The sequence below is a fragment of the Myxococcus sp. CA033 genome (assembly GCF_013336625.1).
GTDB lineage: Bacteria > Myxococcota > Myxococcia > Myxococcales > Myxococcaceae > Myxococcus > Myxococcus llanfairpwllgwyngyllgogerychwyrndrobwllllantysiliogogogochensis.
In genome coordinates, this window is the sequence record NZ_JABUMU010000017.1 from 176,093 (window position 1) to 188,770 (window position 12,678).

The window sequence follows — 12,678 nt, forward strand, 5'->3', positions numbered from 1 at the left end:
TTCATGGCCTCGCCGCAGGCGGAGGCTCCGCGTCCGCCACCGGTGGACCCCGCGGGGCCACGCACACCGAGCGGCTCGTGGGCCTCGGCCTCGAGTCCCGCCGCGTCGAGCATGCTGAGGACGCAGATCTTCGGCTCGGGCCAGAATCAGGGCGCGTCCGGTGCGGTGCCTCCTGTGGACGTGGGGACCGCTGCACATGGCGCGGTGCCGAACACGACGCAGACGTTTGGCGCGGTGCCGCCGGTGCGCGCGGGTGCGGGTTCCCAGGGAGCGGTGCCAAACACGACGCAGACTTTTGGCGCGGCGCCTCCGGTGCGCGCGGGGGCGGGTTCCCAGGGAGCGGTGCCAAACACGACGCAGACGTTTGGTGCCGTGCCTCCGGTGAGTGCAGGGCCGCACGGCGCGGTGCCGAACACGACGCAGACGTTTGGCGCGGTGCCGTCGGTGCGCACGGATTCGGGGCCGCACGGCGCGGTGCCGAACACGACACAGACGTTTGGCGCGGTGCCGTCGGTGCGCACGGATTCGGGGCCGCACGGCGCGGTGCCGAACACGACACAGACGTTCGGTGCAGCGCCTCCGGTGAGTTCGGGGCAGCACGGCGCAGTGCCGAACACGACGCAGACGTTCGGTGCAGCGCCTCCGGTGCGTTCGGATTCAGGCCCGCATGGCACGGTGCCGAACACGACGCAGACGTTCGGTGCAGTGCCTCCCGTGCGCTCGGATTCAGGCCCGCACGGGGCGGTGCCGAACACGACGCAGACGTTCGGTGCAGTGCCTCCCGTGAGTGCAGGCCCGCACGGGGCGGTGCCGAACACGACGCAGACGTTCGGTGCAGTGCCTCCCGTGAGTGCAGGCCCGCACGGGGCGGTGCCAAACACGACGCAGACGTTCGGCGCGGTGCCTCCGGTGCGCTCGGATTCAGGCCCCCACGGGGTGGTGCCGAACACGACGCAGACCTTCGGCGCGGTGCCTCCGGTGAGTGCGGGCCCGCACGGCGCGGTGCCCAATACGACGCAGACCTTCGGTGCGGCGCCTCCGGTGAGTTCGGGCCCGCACGGGGCGGTGCCGAACACGACGCAGACTTTTGGTGCCGTGCCTCCGGTGCGCGCGGATGCGGGCCCGCACGGCTCCGTGCCGAACACGACGCAGACCTTCGGCGCGGTGCCGGGCCCGGCGCACGCATCGAGTGGGGATCCCTCGGGCCAGGGCTCCTCCGCCGGGGGTGTGAGGCAGTCCACCCAGGTCTTCGGTCTCGCGGCCCAGGGAAGCACCGTGCCGCCCTCGATTGCGCCGGTGACGGGGGGCTCGACCGAGGCCCCTGCGTCCCTTGGACGGACCCTGACGTTCGGCGCGATGGCCGCTCAGTCCACACCCTCCGCCCCCGGCGAGGCACCGTCGCTCGCGGGTGAGGCCCAGACTCGCGCCTATGGGGATGCCCCTGGCGGCACCCAGAGCTACGGAGCCATCGGTTCCGAGTCGTCGCCCACGGGCCTGCTTTCGGCGCCGGTGGAGCGCAAGACGACGCTGTACGGCGCGGCCCTGGGGCCTGGGGCCCCGTCCGGGAGTGTGCGGTTGCCGCCCGAGGACATGTCGGGTGTCGGGACCTTTGGCGCGGGAGCCAGTCTCGGAGCCTCCGAGCCGAGAACCCCGTCCTCGCGCCGGGTCCCCGTGTCGCTTCCTCCCGAGTTGCTGGCGGCGGGCAGGGACGACTCGGAGTTCCCCGGGATGGCCCCGTCGAGTCGCTCCTCCCGGCTGTGGCTCGGGTTGCTGGTGGCGGCGGGAGTGCTCCTCGCGGGAGTGCTCGCCTATCCGGCCTGGAGGGATCGCAACGCGAACATGCCGGCGGACGCGGTGGCGGACAAGGACCGCGCGGCGGCGCTGCTTCGGAGGGATGACGCGACCTCCAGGGACCAGGCCATCAAGACCCTCAGGGGCCTGACGACCGTCCATCCCAAGTACACCGAGGCACGGGCCGAACTCGTCGGCGCGCTGTCCCTGCGTCTGGGAGAGCTCCAGGCCCAGGCCGAGCGACTTCGAATGCGGAGCGAATACCTCCAGCGCGAAATCGAGATCCTCACCCGGACCCGCGAGTCGGTGGACTGGGAGAGCCGGGTCAACGTGCTGCGCGAGTCGACAGCCGAGGTCGTTCAGCTCAGCGGCCCGCTGCGGGTCGAGGTCGACACGCTTCGCAAGGAAGTAGACGTCCTCGCCTCCGAGCTGGAAGCCGCGCCGGAAGTGGAGCCCGCCCCGGCCCTGGCGGCTCGGGTGAAGGCGCTGGCCCTGCACGCCGGAGTGACGGCGGCTCCGGATGCCCTGGCCCTGGCGGAGCGCCTGCGCAACGTGGAGAGCGCCCCGAAGATCTGGAGCACCGTGGCCAAGGCCGAGTACGTGCTCAGCTCGGGTTCTCCTCCGGACTCCGTGGCCCAATCCGTGAGCGAGCTGGAGGCATTGCGCCAGGCCGACGGCACGCTCTTGCGCGCCCATGTCCTGGGTGCTCGCCTGGCCCTGCGTCAGAAGAAGCCGGAGGCGGCGCGTTCACTCCTGGACGAAGTGATTGCCCTCAATCCGAACCACGAGCTGGCGCGCAAGCTGCTCGAACAGTTGGATGCCACGGGCTTCCAGCCCTGAAACGACGTCCGTCGCGTTCCGAGGCAGGCTGGAGAAAGTCCAGTCCCTCCGTGGCGATGATCCTCGCCTTTCCCAGGTTCTTCGGGCGGAACGCGCGCCGGTGCGCGGGGCATGCCTCTTGCTGGTCACCCGTGCGGAGTCGGGGACTGGGTCTTGGGAGGCATGGTCGATGGCGGAGGTCTTCTTCTGGTGTGCCGCGCTGCTGTTGGCGCACACGTACTTTCTCTACCCATTGAGCCTGTTCGTGCTGGATGGGGCGGCGCAGGTGGCGCAGAACATCCGGGCGATGCGGGGTGGGGCGCCGCGTCGGAGCCTAGCGGCCAGTCGGGGGCCGGCTCCGTCGGTGAGCCTCGTCGTGGCCGCGTACAACGAGGTGTCCTGCATCGAGCAGAAGCTGGAGAACAGCCTCGCGCTCGAGTATCCGGCGGAGCGCTTCGAGGTGGTGATTGGCTCGGACGGCTCGACGGATGGAACGAACGAGCGGGTCCTCCAGTGCCAGGATGAGCGGGTGCGGTTGTCGCCGGCGCCGCGCGCGGGCAAGACGACGGTGCTCAATCGCTGCATTCCAACGGCGAAGGGCGACATCGTGGTCCTCTCGGACGCGAACACGATGATTGAACCGGAGGCCATCCAGAAGCTCGTGCGCCACTTCGAGGACCCTGAAGTCGGGGCCGTCTGCGGCAAGCTGCGCCTCTACAATCCGACGAAGCAGGACTACGAGGAGAGCGCGTACTGGAGCTACGAGTCCCTCATCAAGATGTACGAGGGGCGCCGGGGCGCGGTGGTGGGGGCTAACGGAGGCCTGTACGCCATCCGTCGCACGCTGTTCACGGAGCTGCCGCCGTCCACCATCGTCGACGACTTCGTCATCCCGCTGCGCATCCTCGAGAAGGGCTACAAGGTCGCCTATGAGGAAGAGGCCGTCGCCCATGAGGAGACGACGGAGGACTACGGCAAGGAGTTCGGCCGTCGCGCGAGAATCGCCGCGGGCAACTTCCAGAGTCTCCGCATGGTGCCGGGCCTGCTCCTGCCCACCGCGGGCTTCCCCGCGTTCGCGTTCTGGTCGCACAAGCTCTTGCGCTGGTGTGCGCCCGCGCTGATGGGACTGGCGCTGATCGCCAACCTGTTCCTGCTCGACAGCGTGTTCTACCGCTTCACCCTCCTGGGGCAGGGCCTGTTCTATGCCCTGGCCTATCTGGGAAAGGTGGGGGTGCTGAAGCGCGGCGCGGCGAAGCGAGTCGCCTCGGTGGCCTACTATTTCGTCACCATGAACCTGGCCATCGTCGTGGGCTTCTGGCGCTTCCTGCGCAACTCGCAGCGCGCCGCGTGGGACCGCACCGCTCGCGCGTCCTGAGTCGCGAGCACGTCGTGCGTCCTGGCGCTCGGTCCCTCTGGGGGCCGGGCGCCTCGTCGTTCTACCGCAGCGAGGCGACGGGGACGGGTGCGGGCTTCTTCGTCGCGGGGCTGGGGGGCAGCACGCTGCCGAACGAGGCGAAGAGCTGGCCGGTGAGGACCGGGTCCTTGTTCGGACCCGCGTGGCGCAGCAGGTCGTTGAGCACCGCGCCCGTCTTGGGGTCCCTGGGCAGGTGAGGGCGGGCCAGGTTCATCCGGTAGCGCACGACGCCCCGGCGCACCCGGTGGATGACGGTGACGGTGCCCTGCGCATCCACGGAGTCGACGATGCCCACGTGCGTGAGGCCGTCGTTGCGGCGGCCGTCCCGGTTCTGGTCATACGTCTCGTTGAAGAAGACCAGGTCCCCCGCCGCGGGGCGACCTTCCGAGTACACGCGGCCATTCGCGCGGGCGTAGCGGTAGAGGGCGGTGACGCCGTTGTCGCCGGGCTTGAGCGTCCCTCGGAAGGACAGGCCCGCCTGGGCGTAGACGCCCTCGATGAGTCCCGTGCAGTCCGCCGGGTACTTGCGTCCGTCGAGCGTCACCTGGGGTTTGCCCACCAGTGATCGGGCCGAAGCGAGCACCGTCGCGCGCGCATCGGCCGAGGCGGGCCGCACGCGCGTGCTCGCCGGAACGGTGGCGGGCTTGCCCTTCGTGGGGCGGGCGGCGGTGGCGCGCGCGGGCGTGCGCTTGACGGGGGCGGCCTTCCGCTCGGCCGTCTGGGCCTTGGGGGCCACGGGGCTGGAGAGCGACTCGCGCGGAAAGGCGGGCGGAGACGCGGAGCGGTAGCGCACGGCGTAGGAGTCCAGCCACGGCTCCAGCCGGTTCGACGGGGTGGCGCAGCCCGTCGCCGTCATCGCGAGGATTCCCATCAGCGTGAGCCACCGCATGCGCGACCTCCCTGTAGCGTCCTGAGGCACCCATGGTCGCCCCGGTGGCTTGTGTCGTCAAAAAACCTACCCAGGCAACCGTCCGTGACGGCTCGGGTTTCCGGGGGCGCCCGGGTGCGGTATTGCTCCCAGGAGAATGGTCTCCCTCCGCCGAGCCCTCGCCATCCTCCTGCTGTCCGCTGGCTGTCTGCCGTCGCCGTATGACCGCGCCGCCAGGACCGACACCGTGGAGGGCTACCGCGCCTTCCTGCGTGAGAACCCGACCCACCCGGACGCGGACGCCGCCGAGTCGCGCTTGGAGGAACTGGAGTTCGAGGACGCGAAGAAGCTCCACACGGTGCTCGCCTACAAGCGCTTCCTGGAGGTGTACCCGGACGCGCCGCACACGCGCACCGCGAAGACGCTGCTGGAAGGGCTGCGCTTCAACGCCGCGAAGGAGGCCGCCACGGTGGCCGCGTGGCGGCAGTTCCTCCAGGAGCACCCGGAGGGTCTGCAGCGCGACGAGGCGAAGCGGCTGATGGCGGAGGTGGAGACGCGGGAGCTGGCGACGACGCAGGACCCCCGGCGTCTGGCCGAGTACCTGCGCGAGCGCCCGGATGATCCGCGCCGCATGGAGGTGGAGTCGCGGCTGGACGGGCAGGCCTTCGCGCAGGCCAGGTCCGGGGGCGCGGCGAAGCTCTTCGCGTACCTCAAGGACTTCCCGGCGGGGACGCACCGCGAGGAGGCGCGCGGCCTCCTGCTGGAGCTGGAAGTGGAAGGGCTGCTCGTCTCGGGCCTGGTGGACGAGGCCGAGGCCCGGGTGAAGACGCATCCCCTGGGGCCCACACTCACGGGTTTTCCGGCGCGGCTGGCTCGCGCTCGCGCGGAGAAGGCCGCGCTGGCCCAGCCGGAGCCGCTGGTGCAGGCGGCGTACGTGGGGCACTACCTGAGGGACTTGGAGGACCTGAAGCGCGCCATGGTGGCGCCGGATGCGTTGGACCGGTGGCAGGCGGCCGAGGAGATGGGTCAGCATGTGTCCGTGCGCGCGGTGGATCCGCTGCTGGATGCGCTGCGCTCCGCGCGCAATCCGCTCATCCGGCAGAACGCGCTCGAGTCGCTGCGCACGGTGCTGGCCTCGCTGCCGCGTCCGGTGGCCGACTACGAGGTGGCCTCGCGGCTGGACGCCTTGCGCGAGCGGGCCGGCAGCGCGGAGATGTACCTCACGGTGGCGGTGCTGCTGGACCTGTCCGGTCAGCTCGCCCAGGCCTCCACGGAGTATCAGCGCGCCTTCGATACGGGCGTGCCGGACCCCGTCGTCCTGCGACGCTGGGTGGACATCCGCGAGGCGCGCAAGCAGCCGTTCTCCGCGGCGGTGGCCGCGCGGCAGCTCGCCGTGTGGGCGCTGGGCGTGGCGCGCGAGGAGACGGTGACGGCGGAGGGCCGCGTGCCCCTGGCCTCCGCGCGGCAGCTGTGCGCGGCGGCCGTCAACGCTCGCTTCGCGGCCGGGGCCATCTCCCGGGCCCGCGCGGCGTCCAACGAGTTCCCCGAGGACCTGGCCGAGTTCGAGCGTCGGGCGGAGGAGGCGCGGCGGCTGGCCGAGGCGCGACTGGCGGACGCGGAGCTGCTCCTGCGTGAGCAGAGCCCGGGCGTGCGCACCTGCGCGGACCGGGGTGTCAGCGAGCGGCTGGAGGGTGGGGTGAAGGAGCGCACCGCGGCGCTGGCCACGGTGGGAACGAAACTGCCGCAGGTGGGACGGCTGCTCCTGGAGCTGGCGCGGGAGAGAGACCCCTCGCCCCAGGTCCGCGAGGCGGCCTCCGCGCGGTTGACGGCGCTCAAGCCGGTGCCCTGAGCCGACTGATCCGTTCGTCCCCGGAGGGCGGGGCGGTTAGAGTTCGCCGCCCCATGGTCACCCAGCCCACCCCTCGGACCGTCGCTCCGACGAGCGCCTCGTCGCGCATCGACTACGCCGGCCTGCTCAACGAGGAGCAGCTGCGGGCGGTGGAGGCGGAGGCCGGGCCAGTGCTGGTCATCGCCGGCGCGGGCTCCGGCAAGACGCGCACGCTCACGTTCCGCGTGGCGCGTCTGCTGGAGCGTGGCGTCCAGCCCGAGAACCTCCTGCTGCTGACCTTCACCAACAAGGCAGCGCGGGAGATGACCCGGCGGGTGGCGGACCTGGCGGGCTCGTTCGCGGACGTGCGGCGCATCCTCGGAGGGACCTTCCACCACGCGGCGCACCTGCTCCTGCGCCAGCACGCGGGGATGCTGGGCTACTCGGACCGCTTCACCGTGCTGGACCGGGAGGACGCCCGGGACTTGATGGTCACCTGTCTGGCCGAGCGCAAGCTCAAGAGCGACAAGCGCTTCCCTCGACCGGAGCTGGTGTTGGACCTGGTGTCGTTGGCCACCAATCTCCAGCAGGCCGTCTCCGAGGTCCTCTTCGACCGGCGGCCCCAGTTTCTTCCCCTGGCCCCGGAGATCCTCGCGACGGCGGCGCGCTACCGGCAGCGCAAGGCGCAGCTGCACCTGATGGACTTCGATGACCTGCTGCTCAACCTGAAGCGGCTGATCACCGAATACCCCACGGTGCGCGCCCAGCTCACCGAGCGCTTCCACAGCGTCCTCGTGGACGAGTACCAGGACACCAACAAGCTCCAGGGAGAGCTGGTGGATCTGCTCGCCGGCGAGCGCTGTGACTTGACGGTGGTGGGGGACGACTGCCAGTCCATCTACAGCTTCCGGGGTGCGGACTTCTCCAACATCATCGGCTTTCCCGAGCGCCATCCCGGCTGCGCCGTCTTCACGCTCACTCGCAACTACCGCTCGACCCCTGAGGTCCTCCAGCTCGCCAACGCGGCCATCTCCCGCAACGAGCGGCAGTTTCCCAAGACGCTCGTCGCGGAGCGTCCTTCGGGGGCCCGTCCCGTCGTCGTCCCCGCGCTCGACGCCGCCGACCAGGCCGCCTGGGTGGCCCGCCGTGTCCTGGAGCTGCGCGACGGAGGCCTGTCCCTGGAGGCGATGGCCGTCCTCTATCGCGCGCACAACCACTCGCTCGAACTCCAACTGGAGCTCACGCGCCTGGGCATCCCGTTCCGGGTCCGCTCGGGGGTGCGGTTCTTCGAGCAGCCCCACGTCAAGGACGTGCTGGCCCACCTGCGGCTGGTGAACAACCCCGGGGATGAGCTCGCCTTCAAGCGGGTGGTGCGCGCGGTGCCCGGGGTGGGGCCCACGACGGCGGAGCACCTGTGGACGTCCCTTCGCGCGCTGCCGGAGGGACTGTCCCTGGCGGAAGGCCTCGCGCGCGATGAGGTCCGGACCCATCTGTCGCGCAAGTCGCGCCCGGGCTTCGAGCGCTTCGCTCAGCTGATGGGTCGGCTCGGACGTCCGGAGGCCGCGGCTGACCCGGGTCTTCTCATCGAGGAGGTGCTGGCGGGAGGGTACGCGGAGGTCCTCGCGGCGGAGTCCTCACCCGAGGAAGGCCGGGAGGACGACCTGCGGCAGCTGGCCGAGTACGCGCGCCGGTTCGAGGACCTGCCCCGCTTCCTGTCGGAGCTCGCGCTCGTCGCGGAGTTCGCCGCGAAGGAGGCCCTGGGGGCCGGGGCTCCCGGAGACGTCCTGACACTCACCACCGTCCATCAGTCCAAGGGGCTGGAGTGGCGGGCCGTCTTCGTCCTCTGGCTGGTGGACGGGCGGTTTCCCATGTCCCAGGCCGCCCGCTCGGCGGAGGAGGAAGAGGAGGAGCGACGACTCTTCTACGTCGCCACCACTCGGGCCCGGGACCACCTGGCGCTGGTGTACCCCTTGTCGGTGCTGCCCCGGGAGGGGGAGCGCATCCTCCTGCGGCCGTCCCGCTTCCTGGAAGAGCTGCCAGCCGGGGAGGGGGCTCCCTATGATCGGCTCGTCCTGGCTTCCGCCGAGGCGGTACTGGGGGGGCTCCCCCTGGGGTTGCCTGGGCCTGGGCCGATGGGGTCCGAGCCGGAGGACTGAGCGGACGCCCAGAAACGCGCGCGCGAAGTCGCGACGTGATACAGAGTGGGACGAGGGCGTGCGTCTTGTGACCCGCGCCTGTGAACTTCATGGCGGACAGACCTCGCATCGTCGGGATTGACCTGGGCACCACCAACACGCTGGTGGCGTCCGTGCGCAACCGCATCCCGAAGATCGTCCCCACGGACCGCGGCAATCTCATCCTCCCCTCCGTCGTCGCCCTGTCGTCCAAGGGTGACCTGCTGGTGGGTGGGGTGGCCAAGGATCAGATGGTCACCAACCCCCGCAACACGCTGTGGGGGACCAAGCGGCTCATCGGACGGAAGTACCATTCCAAGTCCGTGGAAGACCTCCGCGGTGCCTTCCCGTACGACATCGTCGAAGGCCCTGGCGGTGACGCCGCAGTGATGTTGGACGGCAAGCTCTACTCGCTGCCCCAGGTCTCCAGCTTCGTGTTGTCCCAGCTGAAGACCATCGCCGAGCAGTTCCTGGGCGGCCCCATCGACGCGGCCGTCATCTCCGTCCCGGCCTACTACAACGACAACCAGCGCCAGGCGGTGAAGGAGGCGGGCCGGTTGGCCGGCTTCGACGTCAAGCGCATCGTCAACGAGCCGACGGCGGCGGCGCTGGCCTACGGCTTCAACCGGGGCCTGGACCAGAAGATCCTCGTCTATGACCTGGGCGGCGGCACCTTCGACGTCTCCGTCCTGCACCTGTCCGGCAATGTCTTCGAGGTGCTCGCGACGGGCGGCGATACCTTCCTGGGCGGCGCGGACTTCGACAACCGCATCATGGAGTACGTGCTGGAGCGCTTCCGCGAGGAGACCAAGGTCGACCTCGCCGAGAACCCCATCGCGCTCCAGCGCATCAAGAACGCCGCCGAGGCGGCGAAGATCGACCTGACGCTCATCCCCAACGTCGTCATCGACCTGCCCTTCATCGACGAGCGCAAGGGCAAGCCGTTGGACCTGCGCATCCCCCTGACGCGCGAGTTCCTCAACAGCCTCACCGGCGACCTGGTGGACCGGACGTTCGACATCTGTGATCGCGTGCTGGCGGAGAAGGGCATCGCCCGCTCGGAGATCGACGAGATCATCCTCGTCGGCGGGCAGAGCCGGATGCCGCTCGTGCAGCAGAAGATCCAGGCGCACTTCGGCAAGCCGCCTCGCAAGGGCGTGCACCCCGACGAGTGCGTGGCCCTGGGCGCGGCGCTGCTGGGTGACTCGCTGGGCAGCATCGACGCGGTGACGCTGCTGGACGCGCTGTCCATGCCCATTGGCTACGCGCTGCCCAATGGCCGCGTGAAGCGCATCATCGAGAAGAACTCGCTCATCCCCATGGTGAAGAGCTTCCGCCTGCCTCCTCCCAAGGAGCCCGGCGCGCCCTTCATCGAGCTGGACATCTTCCAGGGCGACAGCGACCTGATGGTGGACAACGAGTACCTGGGCACCGTCCGTGTTCCTTCCGCCGCCGCCGGTCGCAAGATCGACTTCCGCCTCACCGAGGAGTGTCTGCTCCAGGTGATGGTGGAAGAGGCCAGCGGCATGCGGAAGGTGGACCTGGCGACCCGAGACACCCCGGAGCAGCTCAAGAAGGCGCTCCAGGAGGTCGTCATCAAGCGCGACACCCAGCCGGTGCCCAGCTCCAACGGCACCAACGATGACCGGGGCCTCCTCTCGAGCATCAAGAGCATCTTCCGGAGAGGTTAGTGGGGCATGGCGAAGTTCCCGTCGAAAGAGTGGCTGGACGAAGCGGTCCGGCTCACGAACGAAGATCCCGAGTGCGCGGTGGCCGGCAGGGGCTGGAAGGGCGACTTCGGGGCGGTCATCGAAGCGGAGCCCGGCAAGCTGGCGAAGGCGTTCGTCATCCACGTCGTCCCCGGTGACTGCCGCATCGAGAAGGCGCGTGTGCTCGCGGACCCGGACGACCTGGATGAGCTCGAGCCCATCTATCTGGCGCGCGCCCCGTACACCGTCTGGAAGCAGCTGCTCCAGGGGACGTTGGACCCGGTGGAGGCGGTGCTCAAGCGCCGCATCACCATGAAGGGTGACCTGCAGCCGCTCATCGAGCGCATGAAGTACAAGGGCATCGCGGACCGAGTCTTCGCGAAGCTGCAGACGCAGTTCGTCGACGAGCCGTAGGCCGGGGGGCAATCATGGGTATCCGTGACGACTTGAAGAAGCAGGCGCTGGAGGTCTCCAGCAAGGCGGTGGAGAAGCTGATGGCCGACGAGAGTCGCGCCATGGCCATCGCCAACGCCATTGGCAAGGTTCAGCGTGGCAAACAGGCGCTGGACCGGGGCCAGGAGGAGCTGTTGAAGGCGTTCCACTTCGCGCCGCGCAGCGAGTTCAAGGCCGTGGGAAAGCAGCTCTCCGGACTCAAGCGTCGGCTGCGCGAACTGGAAGAGAAGCTGGATGGGCTGTAGTTGAAATTGCGTTGACACCCACGGGGGCAGATGGCATTTACCCCCTCGTCGCGTCTCGGTCGCACACGAAGCGCGGGCGCATAGCTCAGTGGTAGAGCACTGCCTTCACACGGCAGGGGTCGCAGGTTCAAGCCCTGCTGCGCCCAACAGAAGAGGCCGTGAATCCAAGGGGAAACCCAAGGGTTCACGGCCTCTTCGCTTTTCGGCTCAGGCAGCGCCGGATGTCTCTTCGGAGTGTCGGCTCGGCGCGCCCGGGCATGGACTCCCAGGCGCGCCGCGAGTTCCCCGTGCGGGGTGGACTTCAGCCCTCCGACGGCTTGGCGAGCGGCTCGGCGCCGGGCGTCACCGGCGCGTGGGGCGGCGTGTTCCGCGACTTGATGAGCGACGCGACGATGCTGAGGCCCAGCAGGCCCGCGATGACGCCCAGGGACACCGCGGGGTGGATCTTCACGAAGTCGATGATGGCCATCTTCGTGCCCACGAAGACGAGCACGCCCGACAGGCCCACCTTCAGGTAGCTGAACTTCTCCACCGCCCCGGCCAGGAGGAAGAACAGCGAGCGCAGGCCGAGGATGGCGAAGATGTTGGACGTGAAGACGATGAACGGATCCCGCGTGACGGCGAAGATGGCGGGGATGGAGTCGAGCGCGAAGAGGATGTCCGACGCCTCCACCAGGATGAGCGCCATCAACAGCGGCGTGGCCAGCTTGCGTCCGTTCTCCACGGTGAAGAAGTGGTGCCCGTCGAAGCGGGGCGTGGAGGGGATGGTCCGCCGCGCCATCTTCATCATCCACCCGTCCTCCGGGTGGTCCTCCTTGTTGCGCTGGAAGAAGAGCTTCAGGCCCGTGAGGATGAGGAACGCGCCGAAGACGTAGATGAGCCAGTGGAAGCGCTCCAGCATGGCCACGCCCGCGAAGATCATGATGGCCCGCAGGACCAGCGCGCTGAGGATGCCCCAGAAGAGCACCCGGTGCTGGTACAGCGCGGGGATTCGCAGCGCGGAGAAGATGACGACGAAGACGAAGATGTTGTCGACGGAGAGCGACTTCTCGATGAGGTAGCCGGTGAGGAACTCCACCGCCGGACCCCCGCCGAACTTCCACCACAACCCCGCGTTGAACACGAGCGCCAGGCTGATCCACACCGTGCTCCAGCCCAGCGCCTCCTTGAAGCCGACCGCGTGGGCCTTCCGGTGGAAGACGCCCAGGTCCAGGGCGAGCATGGCGATGACGAAGGCAATGAAGCCGCCCCACAGGGCGGGACTGCCGACGGTTTGTAGGGATTCCATAGGTGGATTTCAGATAAGAGCGCCCGTTCTCATCGACAAATAGGGATTCCGGTTGCGCTCCATCGAGAAAACCTAAGAGATGCCGGGAG

The 12,678-nt window shown here is 69.4% G+C and carries 9 protein-coding genes and 1 tRNA gene; 8 read left to right on the forward strand and 2 right to left on the reverse strand.

Going from position 1 to position 12,678, the window contains the following annotated elements; genetic code table 11:
- Nucleotides 1–3 precede the first annotated feature (3 nt).
- Together HUA78_RS31305 and HUA78_RS31310 are read left to right on the forward strand one after the other, a co-directional pair.
- Entirely contained in the window at nucleotides 4–2,631 is a 2,628-nt protein-coding gene (locus tag HUA78_RS31305; RefSeq protein ID WP_254623983.1) for a hypothetical protein, read from the forward strand.
- 169 nt (nucleotides 2,632–2,800) lie between these two features.
- Nucleotides 2,801–3,985: a glycosyltransferase family 2 protein gene (locus tag HUA78_RS31310; protein ID WP_174455291.1), complete on the forward strand. Its 1,185-nt coding sequence runs from the start codon at nucleotides 2,801–2,803 to the stop codon at nucleotides 3,983–3,985.
- Between the two features lie 61 nt (nucleotides 3,986–4,046).
- On the opposite strand, the gene HUA78_RS31315 is transcribed toward HUA78_RS31310, so the two are convergent.
- Nucleotides 4,047–4,913 carry a CHAP domain-containing protein gene (locus HUA78_RS31315; RefSeq protein WP_141641285.1) on the reverse strand — a complete coding sequence of 289 codons (867 nt, stop codon included), beginning with the start codon at nucleotides 4,911–4,913 and terminating at the stop codon, nucleotides 4,047–4,049.
- A 136-nt stretch (nucleotides 4,914–5,049) separates the two neighbouring features.
- Here HUA78_RS31315 and HUA78_RS31320 point away from each other — a divergent pair, with 136 nt between their 5' ends.
- The 6 genes from HUA78_RS31320 (at nucleotide 5,050) to HUA78_RS31345 (ending at nucleotide 11,447) form a co-directional block, all read left to right on the forward strand.
- Nucleotides 5,050–6,741 carry a HEAT repeat domain-containing protein gene (locus HUA78_RS31320; RefSeq protein ID WP_174477803.1) on the forward strand — a complete coding sequence of 564 codons (1,692 nt, stop codon included), beginning with the start codon at nucleotides 5,050–5,052 and terminating at the stop codon, nucleotides 6,739–6,741.
- Between the two features lie 53 nt (nucleotides 6,742–6,794).
- Nucleotides 6,795–8,876, forward strand: coding sequence for an ATP-dependent helicase (locus tag HUA78_RS31325; protein ID WP_174477804.1), 2,082 nt, complete (start codon nucleotides 6,795–6,797; stop codon nucleotides 8,874–8,876).
- Nucleotides 8,877–8,965: 89 nt separating this feature from the next.
- Complete coding sequence (locus HUA78_RS31330; RefSeq protein ID WP_141641288.1) at nucleotides 8,966–10,585, forward strand: Hsp70 family protein; 1,620 nt, start codon at nucleotides 8,966–8,968, stop codon at nucleotides 10,583–10,585.
- A gap of 6 nt (nucleotides 10,586–10,591) precedes the next feature.
- Nucleotides 10,592–11,017 (forward strand): hypothetical protein, encoded by a 426-nt coding sequence (locus tag HUA78_RS31335; RefSeq protein WP_141641289.1) that lies wholly within the window; start codon nucleotides 10,592–10,594, stop codon nucleotides 11,015–11,017.
- A 14-nt stretch (nucleotides 11,018–11,031) separates the two neighbouring features.
- Nucleotides 11,032–11,301: a hypothetical protein gene (locus HUA78_RS31340; protein ID WP_141641290.1), complete on the forward strand. Its 270-nt coding sequence runs from the start codon at nucleotides 11,032–11,034 to the stop codon at nucleotides 11,299–11,301.
- 74 nt (nucleotides 11,302–11,375) lie between these two features.
- A tRNA-Val gene (locus tag HUA78_RS31345) sits at nucleotides 11,376–11,447 on the forward strand.
- Nucleotides 11,448–11,602: 155 nt separating this feature from the next.
- On the opposite strand, the gene HUA78_RS31350 is transcribed toward HUA78_RS31345, so the two are convergent.
- Entirely contained in the window at nucleotides 11,603–12,589 is a 987-nt protein-coding gene (locus tag HUA78_RS31350) for a TerC family protein (protein ID WP_174455296.1), read from the reverse strand.
- Nucleotides 12,590–12,678 lie beyond the last annotated feature (89 nt).